This window comes from Niveispirillum sp. (genome assembly GCF_017996735.1).
Lineage (GTDB): Bacteria > Pseudomonadota > Alphaproteobacteria > Azospirillales > Azospirillaceae > Niveispirillum.
Genome location: NZ_JAGOGJ010000016.1, coordinates 37,450 through 54,325 on the forward strand (window position 1 = coordinate 37,450; position 16,876 = coordinate 54,325).

The following is a 16,876-nucleotide window of genomic DNA, read 5'->3' on the forward strand; positions in this document are numbered from 1 at the left end:
AGGCATTGCGGGCATTGAGAAGATGTTCGCCAAAAAAGGGAGCGGAGAGATGAAGCGTTTCGTGATGGCCCTGTTCGGCCTGACCCTGGCGGTGTCCGCCCTGGTGCGCCCGGCCCAGGCCCTGACGGAACCCGAATTGATGGTGGAACGGGCGCGGGTGACGGCGCTGACCCTGCTGACCGATCCGCAATATAAGGATCTGAAGACCCTGGTCAGCCGCGCACGCGCCGTCCTGATCCTTCCCAACGTTATCCAGGCCGGATTCTTCGTGGGCGGCGGCGGCGGCACCGGCGTGATGGTGGCGCGCGGTGACGATGGGGCCTGGAGCGGTCCCGCCTTCTACACCCTGGCGGAAGCCAGCTTCGGCCTGCAGTTCGGCGGGCAGGCATCGGAGATGATGATGGTGATCATGACCCAGAAGGGTCTGGACGCCGTCATCGACCGCAAGGTGAAGCTGGGCGCCGACGCCAATGTGGCGCTGGGCGAACTGGGCACCGGTGTCGGCGCCTCCTATGGCGTGGGCCTGTCGGCGGACATCTATGTCTATGCCAAGACCAGCGGCCTGTTCGGCGGCATGGCGGTCGAAGGCTCCGTCATTGCCCCACGCAAGGAGTTCAACAACAAATTCTATGGCCAGGTGACAGAACCGCGCGCCATCCTGGTGGACCGCCATTTCTATCGGCCTGAGGCCCAGTCGCTTGCCAGTGCCCTGAACACGCAGTGACGTTTACACTATAACGCCGCGCTTCTTTTGCGGAGTCAGATCAACTTTCCTTGCCGCGCGTCGGGCGGCGGTGCCATCAGTTCGGGCACCGCCTCCTCCAGCAATTCGTTGACCGCCTCGTCCAGCAAGGCATCGATCGCGCTGCCCTGCACCTGCTCCCGCCCGATTTCCAGAATGACGGGAACGGCCAGGGGGGAGATCCGGTCCAGGCGGCGGTGGCGGATACGGCCCTGGACGCGGGCCAGCATGTCGGCCAGACGCCGCACATCGGTCAGGCTCGCCGCCGCATCGGCCCGCGTGGCGCGCAGCAGCACATGGCCCGGCTCGTGCCGGCGCAGCACGTCATAAATCAGGTCGGCGCTGAACATCACCTGCCGTCCCGTCTTTTCCAGGCCGGGATGGCGGCGTTCGATCAGGCCGGAAATGACGGCGACATAACGGAACAGGCGTTTCAGCATAGATGATTCCTCCATCCACGCCTCCAGATCGTCGCCCAGCATATCCTGATCGAACAGGGCCTCCAGATTGCTCGCCGGTTTCAGCGACCAGATGGCCAGCACATAATCGGTGGCGACAAAGCCCAGCGGGTGCAGGCCCGCGCGCTCCATCCGCCGCGTCAGCAACATGCCCAGCGTCTGATGCGCGTTGCGCCCTTCGAAGCAGTAGGCGACCAGATATTCCTTGTCGTTGCGGGGAAAGGTTTCCACCAGCAGGCCGGATATGTCGGGCAGGATGGACCGGTACTGTTGCAAGCGCAGCCATTCCTGCACCGCGTCGGGGAAAGCATCCCATTGACGCGGGTCGGACAGCAACGCCCGCACCCGGTCGGCCAGATGGGTGGACAGCGGCAGGCGACCACCGGCATAGGCGGGAACCTTGGGCGTGCCCTGCCCGCCCTTGGCCGCGATCACGTCATTGTCGCGGATGCCGACAAATTTCAGCAATTGCCCGGCGAAGATGAAAGTGTCACCCGGCACCAGACCATTGACGAAATATTCCTCCACCCGTCCCAGCACCTGCCCCCGGTTCAGCCGGACATTCAGCATCACCTCTTCCACGATGGTGCCGATATTCAGCCGGTACTGGCGCGACACCATGCCGTTGGCCGCCTGCCACAGGCCGGTGTCGGGGTCCTGGGTCAGGCGCTTGAACTTCTCATAGGCGCCAAGGGCGTAGCCCCCCGTGGCGACGAAGTCGAAGACATCGTCAAACTCATCGCGCGACAGGTCGGCGTAAGGGCTGGCCCGCACCACCTCGGCATACAGCGTATCTGGGCTGAACGGCCCGGAACAGGCGACGCCGGTAATATGCTGGGCCAGCACATCCAACGCACCGGGCCGCAGCCGGTCACCATCCAGCGTGCCGGCCTTGATGGCGGCCACTGCCGCCTCACATTCCAGCACCTCGAACCGGTTGCCGGGGACCAGCAGGGCCTTCGACGCCTCGTCCAGCCGGTGGTTGGCGCGGCCGATGCGCTGCAACAGGCGGGACACACCCTTGGGCGCGCCGACCTGTACCACCAGATCGATCTCCGCCCAGTCGATGCCCAGGTCCAGGGAAGAGGTGGCGACCACGGCCCGCAGCTTGCCGGCCGCCATCGCTGCCTCCACCTTGCGCCGCTGCTCCACGGCCAGGCTGCCATGGTGCAGGGCGATGGGCAGATTGTCGGTATTCAGTCGCCAGAGTTCCTGAAAGGCCAATTCCGCCTGGGCGCGGGTATTCACGAAGACCAGGGTGACACCATGATCGCGGATACGCTGATACACCTCCCCCATGGCATGCAGGGCCATGTGACCCGCCCAGGGCAGATGTTCCTTGGTGGCCAGGATCTCCACCTTGGGCGGGGCACCGGGCCGGCCGCGCACCACCCGTACCGGCGCCAACTCTCCCTCATCATCGTGAAGCCGGCCCGTGGGCGACAGAAAGGCGGTCAGGGCATCGGGGTCAGCGACCGTGGCCGACAGGCCAGCACGCAGGGCGTGGGGCGCCAGGCCGGACAGCCGGGCCAGGCAGAGCGCCAGTTGATCCCCGCGCTTGGTGCCGGCAAGCGCATGCAACTCATCAATCACGATCCGGCGCAGGGGGCGGAAAATGTCCCCGGCATCGGGGTAGGAAACCATCAGCGCCAGGCTTTCCACCGTGGTCATCAGGATATGCGGCGGTTTGGAGCGCTGACGCGCCCGCTTGGCCTCCGGCGTGTCGCCGGTGCGGGTTTCGGCCCGGATGGGCAGGCGCAAGGATGCGATGGGCGCTTCCAGATTGCGTTGAATATCGACAGCCAAGGCCTTCAGCGGCGAGATATAAAGCGTGTGCAACCCTTCGCGCGGACGTTCGGACAGGTCGATCAGGCTGGGCAGGAAACCGGCCAGCGTCTTGCCCGCCCCCGTGGGTGCGATCAGCAGCGCGTGCATCCCGTCCCGCGCGGCGGCCACCATGCCCAATTGATGCGGGCGCGGCGCCCAGCCCTGTGACCGGAACCAGCCGGCAATGCCGGGCGGGATCAGGTCCTGGTCGTCGGAAAGGGCGGGTACGGGCTGCATGGGCGCATGATGCCGGAACGGAGCGCGAACGGAAAGGGGCGTTGCGGGGGACACTGCCACGGGCATACAATGTATTTCGTATCGAACGCCGGAGAACCCGTGATGCGGACGGTCACTATCCAGGAAGCACGCACCAACCTGACCAAGCTGGTGGAGAAAGCCGCGAAGGGGGATGCGTTCATCATCGCCGAGGCCGGTAAGCCGCTGGTCAAGGTGATCGCACTGGAGCCGGCCAACAGCCTGCATGATAGCATCGTCAGCATCTGGGAAGTGGCTGTTAAGTTCGCCCTGGAGGACTTCCGGTTCGATCCTCAAATTCTGCATGAAGGTTTACAGGCCAACGGCTACCAGGAAACGCCAATGACAGCCCAGCATGCGATCACTGTAGGTGCCTTGCCCCAATCCACCGGGACCCGTTCGACCGGATGCTGGTAGCGCAGGCGTAGACGGAAAACCTGACCTTACTGACCGCTGACAAAACCCTCGCCCGCTATCCGGGGCCGATCCAGTTGATGTGACCCATGATCCGTGCCGCCACCCACGCCGATATCCCTGACCTGATGCGTATCCGCGCCGCCGTGCGGGAGAACCGGCTGAATGATCCGTCGCGCGTACCGGTATCCGCTTATCGGGAGTTCCTGGCCGTCAGCCACATCTGGCTGTTCGAGGATGAAGGCGGCATCCGGGGCTTTGCGGCCGCCGACCCGCGTGATGGCAGCATCTGGGCCTTGTTCACCGATCCGGCCGCCGAAGGCAGGGGCGTGGGCAAGGCGCTGCTGCCTTATGCGCTGGACGATCTGAAGGCGGCGGGATGGGACCGGGCGCACCTGTCCACGGCCCCCGGCACCCGGGCCGATGAATTCTATCGCCGCCAGGGCTGGGAGCCGGCCGGGCTGACCGAGGGTGGGGAACAGGGGTTTGTCCGCCGCCTGTGACTCCGGCCCCTGGTCATCGCATGGGGCCAATTCCCGTTGCGGGCAAGCCGCCCCCTGGCATCGGCCCGCGGCGTCCGATAAGGTCGCGGCCGGACCCGAACATGGATGCGGTTGCGATGACGGACAATACCACCCGCCTGCTGGAGATCATGGCGAAGCTGCGCGATCCGCAGGGCGGCTGCCCCTGGGATCTGGAGCAGGATTTTGCCACCATCGCCCCGCATACGATCGAGGAAGCCTATGAGGTGGCGGACGCCATCCTGTCGGGCGACATGATGGCCGTGAAGGACGAGCTGGGCGATCTGCTGTTCCAGACGGTGTTCTATGCCCAGATGGGCAAGGAACGCGGCCTGTTCGATTTCGACGCCATCGCCGGCCATATCGCCGACAAGATGATCCGCCGCCATCCGCATGTGTTCGGCGAGGTGTCGGTCAACACGGCCGATGATCAGGTCAAGCATTGGGAGGAGTTGAAGGCGCGGGAGCGGGCCGAGAAGGCCGCCGCCAGCGGCATACCGCCCTCTGCCCTGGACGGGATCACGCCCGGCCTGCCCGCCCTGACGCGCGCTGTGAAATTGCAGAAGCGCGCCGCCCGCGTCGGCTTCGACTGGACCCGCGCCGATGAGATTCTGGACAAGATCGAGGAGGAGATCGGCGAATTGCGGGCCGAGATCAAGGCCGCGACAATGGAAAAGGCCCGCGTGCAGGACGAGCTGGGCGATCTGCTGTTTGCGCTGGTCAATCTGGCGCGCCGGTTGGATATCGACCCGGAAACGGCCCTGCGCGGCACCAACCACAAGTTCGACCGCCGCTTCCGCTTTGTCGAACAAAACCTTGAAGCACAAGGAAAAAAGCCAGAGACCTCCACCCTGGAAGAGATGGAGTCCCTCTGGGTCGAGGCGAAGAAGACCGAACGCGGCATGTGATGAAGCACGGGAGAGAGTGAGATGACCAACGTTCCCTATGCCCCCAAGGTGGTGATGATCACCGGCGCCACCGGGGCCTTTGGCGCCGCCTTCGCCCGGCGTTTTGCCGCGCTGGGCTCGAAGCTGATCCTGACGGGCCGTGATCTGTCCAAGTTCGACGGTCTGCTGAGCGAGATCGAAACGCCCGTCCACCTGATGAAGTTCGATGTACGCGACCGCAAGGCGGTGGAGGCGGAACTGGCCGCCCTGCCCGCCGAATTCGGCGAGATCGACCTGCTGGTCAACAATGCCGGACTGGCGCTGGGCGCCGATCCCGCCTTCAAGTCCAACCTGGACGATTGGGAGGTGATGATCGACACCAATGACAAGGCGCTGGCCATCATCACCGGCCTGATCCTGCCGGGCATGGTGGAGCACGGGCGCGGCCATATCATCAATATCAGTTCCACCGCCGGCTCCTACCCCTATCCCGGCGGGCATGTCTATTGCGCGTCCAAGGCCTTTGTGACCCAGTTCAGCCTGTCGCTGCGCGCCGACCTGATCGGCACCGGGGTGCGCGTCACCTGTGTCGAGCCGGGCATGGTGCAGACCGATTTCAGCCTGGTGCGCTTCAAGGGCGACGCCGAAAAGGCGGCCAAGGTCTATGCCGACACGGTGCCCCTGACGGCCGAGGACGTAGCAGAGACGGTAACCTGGGCCGCGACCCTGCCGCCGCATTTTAATGTGAACAGGGTGGAGATCATGCCCACGACCCAGGGGCCGGGCGCGCTGGGCGTATACCGCGCGCCGAAGGCGTAAGCAGACGTCGTTTTGCGAACCCTGACAGCCGGGGAAGGTGAAGCCGCCACGTCACGGCATCTTCCCCGGCTGGCCGAAATCGGGCCTGGACAATGCCCGATCGGCCCCTGTGATCACCGTCACAGTCCGCTACAGTTGCCCCCTATGTCGGGCGTTACAAACATGCTATAGCGGCCCATCCTCAGCATCCAAACACAACAAGGCTGCAATGGCTTGGATATCAAACGACCCTGAACGGGGTTTTTTCGGGCATCCGCGTGGTCTGGCGCCGCTTTTCTTTGCCGAGATGTGGGAACGTTTCTCCTTCTATGGCATGCGCGCCCTTCTCACCCTCTATCTGGTCAAGCATTTCCTCTATAGCGACGGGACGGCCGGCTTCATCTATGCCAGTTACGCCTCCCTGAACTATGCAATGCCCGTCATCGGCGGCCTGATCGCCGACCGGTATCTGGGCAGCCGCAAGGCGGTAATGCTGGGCGCACTGCTGCTGGTCTGCGGCCATATCGGCATGGCCTTCGAAGGCGCGCCCGCGCAGGTGGTGAATGGCGTCGTCGAGCGTCAGTCGCCCTATGACCAGATCATGTTCCTGTCGCTGGCCTTCATCATCACCGGCGTGGGCTTCCTGAAGTCCAACATTTCGACCATGGTCGGCAAGCTGTATGGCAGCAAGGATGACCCCCGTCGCGACCCCGGCTACACGATCTTCTACATGGGCGTGAACCTGGGTTCCTTCTTCTCCACCATCGCTTGCGGTTACCTGGGCGAGACCTATGGCTGGAAATACGGCTTCGGTCTGGCCGGCCTGGGTATGGTGTTCGGCCTGATCGTCTTTGCGCGCGGCACCAAGTGGTACCGCAATTCCGAAGCGCCCGATCCGGTGAAACTGTCCAAGCCGCGGGCCTTTGGCCTGTCGCTGGAATGGATGATCTATATCGCCGCCATCATCGGCGTGCTGATCAACTGGCAGCTTGTGCAGAACCACCATGTCGTCGGCACGCTGCTGCTATCCGTCGTGGGGTTGGTCGTTGTCGGCCTGATCTGGTTCTCCATCACCCAGTGCACAAAGATCGAGCGCGACCGCCTGATCGCCATGATGATCATGATCTCGCTGTCGGTGGTGTTCTGGACCCTGTTTGAACAGGCCGGCACCTCGCTGACCCTGTTCGCCGACCGCAATTCCGACCGGTCGCTGTTCGGGCTGATCATTCCGGCCTCGGTCGTGCAGGTCTTCAACCCGATGTTCATCGTGCTGCTGGGCCCGCTGTTCAGTTGGCTGTGGGTGGCGCTGGCCCGCAAGGGCATGGAGCCGTCGACGCCGATGAAGTTCGGTCTGGCCATCATCCAGGTGGCGCTGGGCTTCGGCGCCCTGGTCATCGGCGGGGCCGTTGTGGGTGAGGACGCGCAGACCGGCGTGATCTGGCTGGTCCTGGCCTACCTGCTGCACACGACCGGCGAGCTGTGCCTGTCACCCGTCGGCCTGTCCATGATCAGCCGCCTGTCAGTGGCCCGCATCACGGCCATGATGATGGGTGTCTGGTTCCTGTCGTCGGCCGGCGCGCACTATCTGGCCGGCTTCATCGCCGATGCCGCAAGCGCCAGTGCCGAGGGTGGTGCCGTTCTGGCCCCGCAGGAAAGCCTGAAAGTCTATACGGGCGTGTTCTACGATCTGCTGATCTGGGCCGGTGGTATCGGCGTTGCTGTCTGCGTTGCCTCCCCGCTGATCCGCAAGCTGATGCACACGGACGCAGCCGACATGCACACGCAAGAAAAGGGCAGCAAGGCCGCCTGATCCTTCCGGTTCATGTTGCATGTAAAAGAGCCGTCCGGCGCGATCCGGACGGCCCTCTTTATCTTATCCGCGTAGGGCTTTCAGCATTGCGTGATCCGTCATGTCAAACCCGATGGGTGTGACGCTGATCTCCTTGCGGCGCAGGGCCCCGATATCGGTATCGTCCGCCCCCTGCCCCGGATGGCGGCGGATCGACAGCCAGTGATAGGGGAAGCCGCGCGTATCCTCCCGGCTTTCCACGCCCATCACCATGCTTCCCGGTTCCGCCTGCCGCGTGACGCTGACACCGGCGATCTCTGCCGGCTCCACATCGGGAAAATTCACATTCAGCACGCTGGCCGGGGCGGCGCCGAACCGGCGGACGATGGCGTCCAGTCCGGAAATGGCGGTATGCCAGCGCACATTGTTGCGGTCGCGCCAGGCCTGGCTGATGGCATAGGCCGGCACGCCGCACATACGCGCCATCAGGGCGGCGCTGACGGTGCCCGAATAGCCCACTTCCTCCCCCAGATTGGCCCCCCGGTTGATGCCGGAAAAGACGATGTCAGGCGGATTGTCTTTCAGGATGTGGCTGAGCCCGATAATAACGCAGTCGCTGGGCGTCCCCGTCACGGCAAAGCGGTGGGGACCGCGTTCCAGCACCCGCAGAGGACCGTGCAGGCTGAGGGCGCGCGACACGCCGGACTGGTCATGTTCAGGGGCCACCACCCAGACTTCCCGCGCCAGCGGTGTTACCGCTTCCAACAGGGCCGCCATGCCCGGCGCGTCCACGCCGTCATCATTGGTCAACAGCGCACGCTGGAACAGGGGGGCGGTCGGGGCTTGCATGGCGGGTCCGGACATGGTGGTTAGAGACAACCCCATTCAAATCGAACAAGCGTTTGAAGTCGAGCAAGAACAGGACCCAGAGACCATGGAAGAACGCCTACCCACCCATCTGTTCGTGCAAAGCCATCTCTGGCGCCTGTCGGCGGCGGGGATACCGGCCTATGTGCTGCGCAAGGGGGAGAGGGAAAGCGGCCTGATTCTGCTGAAGGTCACCGTGCCGTTCCAGGGAAGCCTGATGTTCAGCCAGGGCCGCGACATCAACGGCAAGCTGGGCTGGCAACCGGGTGCCAGCGGCGCCATGATTGACGAGTTGGCGGCGCGGGAGTTTGTCGAACGTCATGTTAAGCGCGACCCCGACCTTTGGGTGATCGAGGTGGAAACGCGCGACGGTAGCAATCCCTTTATCGTGTGATACCGAGGGTCGAACTGTTTGACCGCCGGTAGGGCGCCACTTGGTGCCGTACCACCCCTCACCAGCGCCGTTTTGCCGCCCCGAACGGGGGCCGTTTCACCAGCGGCTTGGGCGGCGGCGGGGGAGGAGGCGGTGGCGGCGGGGGAGGAAGGTCGGCCGTCACCTTCTGCCCGGCGGCCATCTGGGCCAGGGCCTGCATCAGGGTGCGGGCCCCCGCCATGCGGGTTTCCTCCGCCTCCCAGGGGCGCAGGAACACCAGCTTATGGTCGGGGCGCAACTTGGCGGTACCGGCCTGCTTCTGAATGAACTCCACCAGCTTGACCGGGTTCTTGAAGTTATTGTTGCGGAAGCCGATCACCGCACCCTTCGGGCCAGCATCCAGGTTGGACACGCCCGCCTCCCGGCACAGTCGCTTGATCTCCATCAGGCGCAACAGATTATCCACCTCCGGCGGCATCTTGCCAAAACGGTCGATCAGTTCCACGCCGAACGCCTCCACCTCCTCCTTGCTGTCCAGATCGGACAAGCGGCGATAGAGCGTCAGGCGCACACCCAGGTCGGGAACGTAATTGTCGGGGATCAGGACGGGCATGCCCAGCGCGATCTGCGGCGACCAGGCATCCTCCGCCACCTGCAGGTCGGACAGGCCACCACGTGCCGCCTCCACCGCTTCCTCCAGCATCTGCTGGTAAAGCTCCACCCCGACCTCACGGATCTGGCCGGACTGTTCCTCGCCCAGCAGATTGCCGGCACCACGGATATCCATGTCGTGGCTGGCAAGCTGGAAGCCTGCCCCCAAACTGTCCAGCGTTTCCAGGACATGCAGCCGCTGCTGTGCGGTCGCCGACAGAACCGTCTTGGGCTGATAGGTCAGATAGGCATAGCCGCGCACCTTCGACCGGCCCACGCGGCCACGGATCTGGTAAAGCTGGGCCAGACCGAACAGGTCGGCGCGGTGGACGATCATGGTGTTGGCGCGCGGGATGTCCAGACCGCTTTCGATGATGTTGGTGGCCAGCAGCACGTCGTACTTGCCATCGTCGAAGGCCGTCATGACGTCCTCCAACTCTGTCGCCGCCATCTGACCATGGGCCGTGATCAGCTTCACCTCCGGCACCAGTTCCTCCAGCCGGACGCGGACCTTGTCCAGATCCTCCACGCGCGGGCAGACATAGAAGCTCTGCCCGCCCCGGTGATGTTCACGCAGGATCGCCTCGCGGATCACCACGGGATCGAAGGGCAGGACGAAGGTACGCACGGCCAGCCGGTCCACGGGCGGCGTCGCGATCACCGACAATTCGCGCACGCCCGACAAAGCCAGTTGCAGTGTGCGGGGAATGGGTGTGGCCGACAGGGTCAGGACGTGAACGTCGGCGCGCAGTTCCTTCAGCCGTTCCTTCTGCTTCACGCCGAAATGCTGTTCCTCGTCGACGATGACCAGGCCCAGGCGCTTGAAATCCACACCCTTGCCCAGCAGGGCGTGGGTGCCGATGACGATATCGACGGTGCCATCGGACACGCCCTGCTTGGTCAGGTTGCTGTCCTTTGTCGTCACCATGCGCGACAATTGCCCGATCTGTACCGGCAGACCGGCGAACCGTGCCTCGAAGGTCCGGGCATGCTGGCGCGCCAGCAGGGTGGTCGGGACCACCACCGCCACCTGCCGGCCCGCCATGACGGCCAGGAAAGCGGCGCGCAGGGCCACTTCCGTCTTGCCGAAGCCGACATCGCCGCAGATCAGGCGGTCCATCGGCTTGCCCGAGCCCATATCTTCGATCACATCATCGATGGCACGAAGCTGGTCGTCCGTTTCGGCATAAGGGAAGCGGGCGCAGAATTCGTCCCAGGCGCCATCCGGAATGGGCACCGCATCGGCGCGGCGCAGCGCGCGTTCGGCGGCGATGCGCAACAGGGCGTCGGCCATGTCCTTCAGGCGGCGTTTGACGCGGGCCTTGCGCGACTGCCAGCCGGCCCCGCCCAGCTTGTCCAATGTGGCGCCCGCCTCCTCGCTGCCATAGCGGGACAGGACCTCGATATTCTCCACCGGCACATACAGCTTGTCGCCGCTATCATAGATGAGGCGCAGGCAATCATGCGGGGCACCGCCGACGGTCAGCGTCTCCAACCCGTCATATTTGCCGATGCCATGATCGATATGGACAACGAAATCGCCGGGGTTCAGCGAGGCGGCCTCGGCGATGAAATTGGCGTTGCGGCGCTTCTTCTTGGAGCCGGCGCGGACCAGACGGTCGCCCAATATGTCCTGTTCGGTGATGACAGCCAGACCGGGGGCCGTGAAGCCATGGTCCAGCGGCAGCACAATCAGCGCCGTCGTACCCTTGTCCAGAGTGCCCAAGTCGGCCCAGGCATCCACGGCCTTCAACCGCGACAGCCCATGTTCCTTAAACACCGACAGAAGCCGGTCACGCGACCCGGTCGTATAGCCGGCGATGACGGTGGTCCGCCCGTCACGGGTCAGCGCCTCGATATGCTCGCGCAGCACGTCATAGACATTGACGCCGGACTGTACGCGGGCATCGGCGAAATCGCGGCCCTTGCGCCCGCCGCCATCGACCATGTCCTTGTTGGACGTCTCCCCCTCGACAGATGCGAAGGGGGAAAGCTGGGCCACCGCGCGTACGGCCAGATGCCGGTCGAACGTATCGCCATCCAGGAACAGCAGGGAGGGCGGAATGGGCTTATAGGCCGGGTTGCCGGATTTCTTCTCCGCCTCCACCATGGTGCGGCGGGCAGTGTAGAAATCCTGGATCTGTTCCAGCCGCTCATCGCGGGCCTGTTCGACATTGGGGTCCAGCGTCACCGACGCGTCGGGCAGATAGTCGAACAGGGTTTCCATGGAGCTGTGGAACAACGGTAGCCAATGTTCCATGCCCGCATGTTTGCGGCCGGCGCTGACCGCCTCATACAGCGGGTCGTCATCCATGACGGCGCCAAAATGCTCGCGGTAGCCGGTGCGGAAGCGCTGGATCGACATCTCGTCCAGAAACACCTCCGACATGGGCGTCAGCAGGAAGCCGTCGCGCTTTTCCACCGTCAACTGCGTCATGGGATCAAAGCTGCGCACCCCGTCCAGATCATCGCCGAACAGGTCCAGGCGCAAGGCCTCCCCGCTGCCCGGTGGGAACAGGTCGATGATGCCGCCCCGGATGGCGAATTCCCCCGGCTCCCGCACCGTCTGCGCGCGGATGTAGCCATTCTGAGACAGGAAGCGCTGAAGCTCCGCCACATTGATGCGGCTGCCCACCTTCGCCGCGAAGCTGGCATTACGGAATGCCAGACGCGGAGGCAGCTTCTGCACCACCGCATTCACCGTCGTCAGCACCAGGAACGGCTTACCCGCACTGGGCCGCAGCAGCCTTGTCATGGTGGTGATGCGCTGGGCCACGATCTCCCCGTTGGGGGAGATGCGGTCATAGGGCAGCACATCCCAGGCCGGGAAATGCAGGACCTCCACCTCTGGTGCAAAGAAGGACACCACGTCGGCCAACCGCGCCGCGCGGGCATCATCGCTGGCGATATGCAGCAGCCCCGCCGATCCCCCCCGTCTGGCCAGCGCCGCCAGCAGGCGCGCATCCTGCCCGTCCGGCGCGCCGGACAACAGCAGGCGGCGCGGATGGCCCAGGTTCAGGGCGATATCGGGCGTGGGGATCATGCTCATGACGCGTGGCTTTGCGGCTGTCGGCGCGGGGGCGGCCTGTATAGCAGGGAACGCGGCGGATGGGAACAAAACAGGGACAAAGCCCCCTTACCGATAACGATGCGCCTTCAGCATGTCCATCAGCGGTTCGTCCCATTCGGGCGGCGTCGGTTCCTGTCCCGTGATCCAGTTGTAAAGATCGGGGTCTGACAGTTCCAACAAAACCTCGAACCGGTCAACCAGCGCCTCATCCATCGTGGCGATATGTTTGCGGGCAAAGGAACCCAGCAGCAGGTCCATCTCCTTGGTCCCGCGATGGTCGCTGCGGAAGATCAGGCGCTTGCGGCGGGGGGACAGGTCGGCGTCGGGAAGATCGATCATCATCTTGGTTCCGGTTTGAAGCTGGGCTTTGATATAGAACCTGTGGGGGCGGCTGTCAGCCGTCCCCTGCCCCGTTCGTGTCAGATAGGGTCAGCCCTTGCGTCCCGCCATCCTGTTTCCCCTGTTCGCCCCCGTGACCAGCCTGCCCGGTTTGGGGCCGCGCCTTGGCAAGCTGGCTGAAAAGCTGGCGGGCCCGCATGTGGTCGACCTGCTGTGGCACAAGCCATCGGGTGTGGTGGACCGTATCCAGGTGCCCAGCATCGCCGAGGCACCCGACGGGCGGCATGTGGTGCTGACGGTGCGGGTGGATGGGCATATGCCGTCGCTGGCCCATAACCGGCCCTATCGCATCCGCTGTACCGACCATACCGGGTCGATGGATCTGGTCTATTTCCATATCAAGGGCGACTGGCTGGAACAGAAGCTGCCGGTGGGCACAAAGATCACCGTCTCCGGCAAGGCCGAATATTACAATAACCATCTTCAGATCGCCCACCCGGACCACGCCGCCCCCGCCGATGAAGGCGCACCGCCATCCGCGACGGAGCCCACCTATCCCCTGACGGGCGGGTTGAACCCCAAGCCGCTGCGCACCGCCATCCAGGCGGCCCTGACACGCGCGCCGCAATTGCCGGAATGGCAGGATGCCGCCTGGCTGCGGGCGCGGGATTGGCCCGACTGGCACAGCGCGCTGACCCGCCTGCATAATCCGGTGGACGAGGCGGACATCAACCCGCTGGGTCCGGTGCGTCAGCGGCTGGCCTTCGATGAACTGCTGGCCAACCAGTTGGCGCTGGTGCTGGTGCGCGCGCAGCAACGCAAATTGTCGGGCCGGGTGACGGCGGGTGACGGGCGGCTGCGCGCCGCCGTCTCTGCCGCCCTGCCCTATCGCCTGACCGGCGCGCAGGAACGCTCCCTGGCGGAGATTTACGCCGACATGGAAGATCCGTCGCGCATGCTGCGCCTGTTACAGGGCGATGTGGGCAGCGGCAAGACCATCGTGGCCCTGATGAGCATGCTGAACGCCGTGGAAACGGGGGCGCAGGCGGCCCTGATGGCGCCGACCGAAATCCTCGCGCGTCAACACATGGAAACCCTGGCCCCCCTGTGCGAAGCTGCCGGCGTGCGGCTGGCCGTCCTGACTGGGCGTGACAAGGGCAAGGCACGGGCGGCCTTGCTGGAGCGGCTGGCAGCGGGGGAGATCGACATCTTGGTCGGCACCCACGCCCTGTTCCAGGAGGAGGTGACGTTCGCCGATCTGGCCATCGCCGTCATCGACGAACAGCATAAGTTCGGCGTGCATCAGCGCCTGCAACTGGCGGCCAAGGGGCGCGGCGTGGACACGCTGGTGATGACCGCCACGCCCATTCCCCGCACCCTGACCCTGACCGTCTATGGCGACATGGATGTGTCGCGCCTGGACGAGAAACCGCCGGGGCGACAGCCGGTGAAGACGGTAGTCATGCATGCCGACCGGCTGGAGGAGGTGGCGGGCGGCCTTGCCCGTGCCATCGCCTCGGGCCAGCGCATCTATTGGGTCTGTCCGTTGGTGGAGGAAAGCGAACAGGTCGATCTGGCCGCCGCCACCCACCGCCACGCCGCCCTGGTCGAACGGCTGGGTACCCGTGTCGGCCTGATCCATGGCAAGATGAAGGGGCCGGACAAGGACAAGGTCATGGCCGATTTCGCCGAGGGCCGGCTGGACGTCCTGGTAGCCACCACCGTGATCGAGGTGGGCGTGAACGTGCCCGAGGCCACGATCATGGTCATCGAACATGCCGAACGTTTCGGCCTGGCACAGCTTCACCAGCTTCGCGGTCGCGTGGGGCGCGGCACCGGGGCCAGTACCTGCCTGCTGCTCTATTACCAGCCGTTGGGCGAGGTGGCGCGGCAGCGTTTGCAGGTGATGAAGGATACAGAGGACGGCTTCATCATCGCAGAGAAGGACCTGGAACTGCGCGGGGCCGGCGAAATGCTGGGCACCAAGCAGTCGGGCATCCCGGAATTCCGGCTGGCCGATATCGCCGTGCATGGGGAATTGCTGGCCGTGGCGCGCGACGATGCCCGCCTGATCATCAACCGCGACCCCGAACTGGAGACCGAGCGGGGCCAGGCGCTGCGGACATTGCTGTATTTGTTCGAGCGGGATGCAGCCGTCAAATATCTGCGGTCGGGGTGAAACCCGCCATGGCTTGGATAGGCGGGTGCTTATCCGCTCTACAAATGACACCCGGCTGCGCTATAGAGCGCGTTCAACGGAATTCAGCGGGGTCGGTTCAGGATGCAGGTTGGCATCGACATGGGTTTGACGGCGGAGGGACGCCCCGCCACGATGGACCTGGAGGAACTGCTGGCCACCCGCCTGCTGGTGCAGGGCAATTCCGGGTCGGGAAAATCGCACCTGCTGCGCCGCCTTCTGGAACAGTCCGCCCCCTGGGTTCAGCAATGCGTCATCGATCCTGAAGGGGATTTTGTGACCCTGGCCGACAAGTTCGGCCATGTCGTGGTGGACGCGGCCCAGCATACCGAACAAAGCCTGCAACGCGTGGCGGCCCGCGTGCGCCAGCATCGCGTGTCGGTGGTGCTGAGCCTGGAAGGTGCTGATATCGAAGGGCAGATGCGTCTGGCAGCCGCCTTCCTGGGGGGGCTGTTCGATGCGGAACGGGACCATTGGTATCCGATGCTGGTTGTGGTCGACGAAGCCCAGCTATTCGCCCCCGCCGCCGCCGGCGAGGTATCGGACGAAGCGCGCAAGGCCAGCCTGGGCGCCATGACCAACCTGATGTGTCGGGGCCGCAAACGCGGGCTGGCCGGCATCATCGCCACGCAGCGTCTGGCCAAGCTGGCCAAGAATGTCGCGGCGGAGGCCAGCAATTTCCTGATGGGCCGCACCTTCCTGGATATCGACATGGCCCGCGCGTCGGACCTTTTGGGCATGGAACGGCGTCAGGCGGAGATGTTCCGCGACCTGCAACGCGGGCATTTTGTGGCGCTGGGGCCTGCCGTCTCGCGCCGGCCCCTGCCCATCCGCATCGGCGTGGTGGAAACCTCGGGGCGCGGGGGCAGCCCGAAGCTGATGCCCCTGCCCGACCAGCCGCCCATGGATGCGCGCGACCTGATCCTGACACCGTCGGCAGAGGAACTGGCGGCACCGCCCCCGCCCGTCCGCCGGACCCCGCCCGCCCCGCAGCCCGACATCAACGCCGCATTGCGTCTGGCTGGTCAGCGTCAGGCGGAAATGGCCGCCACGGCGGCCCTGAACCCGGAGCCCTCGCTGTTCGAAGCAGCGGAGAATGACGAGAAGCTGGACGAGGTACTGCGTCAGGTCCTGTCCGATCCGGATGCCGCCTTCCGCACCGATGCCGTGTTGTATCAGGATTTCCTGGTCCGCTGCCGTATCCACCGTTTGCGCGGTGAAACGCTGGACATGCCCAGTTTCCGTCGGCGCCTGTCGGTGATCCGGGCGGGCGTGGATGCCGAAGGGGCTGACGATCCCGCCTGGACGGAGGCCGAGAAGGCCGCCAAGACCCTGCCGGAGGATATGCAGGGCGTCTTCCTGCTGCTGGCCCGTGCGGCGCTGGCCCAGGCACCCTGCCCCTCCGACGCTGACGTGGCGCGGGCCTGCGGCAGCCGGTCGCCGGGCCGCGCCCGCCGTCTGCTCTCCTATATGGAACAGCGGGGCGTCATCGTTCAACGGACCCTGATCGGCGGCCTGCGCTCCATCGGACTGCCGCATCTGGGGCGTGAAACAGCCGCCGGTGACCCGAACGCGCCCGACCCGCTTGAAGCGGCAGAGGCGCGGACAGAAGGCGACCTGCTTGCAGGTATTGGTTGAGATTTACAAGGCTAGATAGAAACCCTGTTCAGCACCGCGCCGATGGCATA

The 16,876-nt window shown here is 64.9% G+C and carries 13 protein-coding genes; 9 read left to right on the forward strand and 4 right to left on the reverse strand.

Translation table 11 applies throughout. The features are described from left to right. The first annotated feature begins 49 nt into the window (after positions 1-49). The gene (locus tag KBA48_RS07950) at positions 50-724 is read left to right on the forward strand and encodes a lipid-binding SYLF domain-containing protein (RefSeq protein WP_292904972.1); all 675 of its coding nucleotides are present in this window, start codon (positions 50-52) and stop codon (positions 722-724) included. A gap of 35 nt (positions 725-759) precedes the next feature. Here KBA48_RS07950 and KBA48_RS07955 read toward each other — a convergent pair whose 3' ends face one another. Further along, complete coding sequence (locus KBA48_RS07955; protein ID WP_292904974.1) at positions 760-3,264, reverse strand: ligase-associated DNA damage response DEXH box helicase; 2,505 nt, start codon at positions 3,262-3,264, stop codon at positions 760-762. A gap of 102 nt (positions 3,265-3,366) precedes the next feature. Between KBA48_RS07955 and KBA48_RS07960 the strand changes: the two genes are divergently transcribed. From KBA48_RS07960 to KBA48_RS07980, 5 genes are all read left to right on the forward strand, one after another. Further along, the gene (locus KBA48_RS07960) at positions 3,367-3,699 is read left to right on the forward strand and encodes a type II toxin-antitoxin system prevent-host-death family antitoxin (RefSeq protein WP_292904976.1); all 333 of its coding nucleotides are present in this window, start codon (positions 3,367-3,369) and stop codon (positions 3,697-3,699) included. Positions 3,700-3,785: 86 nt separating this feature from the next. Then, positions 3,786-4,199 (forward strand): GNAT family N-acetyltransferase, encoded by a 414-nt coding sequence (locus KBA48_RS07965; RefSeq protein ID WP_292904978.1) that lies wholly within the window; start codon positions 3,786-3,788, stop codon positions 4,197-4,199. Positions 4,200-4,315: 116 nt separating this feature from the next. Then, positions 4,316-5,125, forward strand: coding sequence for a nucleoside triphosphate pyrophosphohydrolase (gene mazG, locus KBA48_RS07970; RefSeq protein ID WP_292904980.1), 810 nt, complete (start codon positions 4,316-4,318; stop codon positions 5,123-5,125). A gap of 21 nt (positions 5,126-5,146) precedes the next feature. After that, positions 5,147-5,923 carry an SDR family NAD(P)-dependent oxidoreductase gene (locus tag KBA48_RS07975; protein ID WP_292904982.1) on the forward strand — a complete coding sequence of 259 codons (777 nt, stop codon included), beginning with the start codon at positions 5,147-5,149 and terminating at the stop codon, positions 5,921-5,923. Between the two features lie 208 nt (positions 5,924-6,131). Continuing rightward, on the forward strand, positions 6,132-7,712 hold the full coding sequence (locus KBA48_RS07980; RefSeq protein ID WP_292904984.1) for a peptide MFS transporter: 1,581 nt from the start codon (positions 6,132-6,134) through the stop codon (positions 7,710-7,712). 63 nt (positions 7,713-7,775) lie between these two features. Here the strand turns inward: KBA48_RS07980 and surE are convergent, their stop codons facing one another. Beyond that, entirely contained in the window at positions 7,776-8,540 is a 765-nt protein-coding gene (gene surE, locus KBA48_RS07985; RefSeq protein WP_292904986.1) for a 5'/3'-nucleotidase SurE, read from the reverse strand. An 85-nt stretch (positions 8,541-8,625) separates the two neighbouring features. Here surE and KBA48_RS07990 point away from each other — a divergent pair, with 85 nt between their 5' ends. Then, positions 8,626-8,952 (forward strand): DUF1491 family protein, encoded by a 327-nt coding sequence (locus KBA48_RS07990; protein WP_292904988.1) that lies wholly within the window; start codon positions 8,626-8,628, stop codon positions 8,950-8,952. Positions 8,953-9,010: 58 nt separating this feature from the next. On the opposite strand, the gene mfd is transcribed toward KBA48_RS07990, so the two are convergent. Beyond that, positions 9,011-12,631 (reverse strand): transcription-repair coupling factor, encoded by a 3,621-nt coding sequence (mfd, locus tag KBA48_RS07995; RefSeq protein ID WP_292904990.1) that lies wholly within the window; start codon positions 12,629-12,631, stop codon positions 9,011-9,013. An 87-nt stretch (positions 12,632-12,718) separates the two neighbouring features. Then, complete coding sequence (locus KBA48_RS08000) at positions 12,719-12,994, reverse strand: succinate dehydrogenase assembly factor 2 (RefSeq protein ID WP_292904992.1); 276 nt, start codon at positions 12,992-12,994, stop codon at positions 12,719-12,721. Between the two features lie 94 nt (positions 12,995-13,088). On the opposite strand from KBA48_RS08000, the gene recG reads away from it, so the two are divergent. Next, positions 13,089-15,170, forward strand: a complete 2,082-nt coding sequence (gene recG / locus KBA48_RS08005; RefSeq protein ID WP_292904994.1) for an ATP-dependent DNA helicase RecG — start codon at positions 13,089-13,091, stop codon at positions 15,168-15,170. A 102-nt stretch (positions 15,171-15,272) separates the two neighbouring features. Continuing rightward, the gene (locus KBA48_RS08010) at positions 15,273-16,826 is read left to right on the forward strand and encodes an ATP-binding protein (protein ID WP_292904996.1); all 1,554 of its coding nucleotides are present in this window, start codon (positions 15,273-15,275) and stop codon (positions 16,824-16,826) included. Positions 16,827-16,876: the final 50 nt, after the last annotated feature.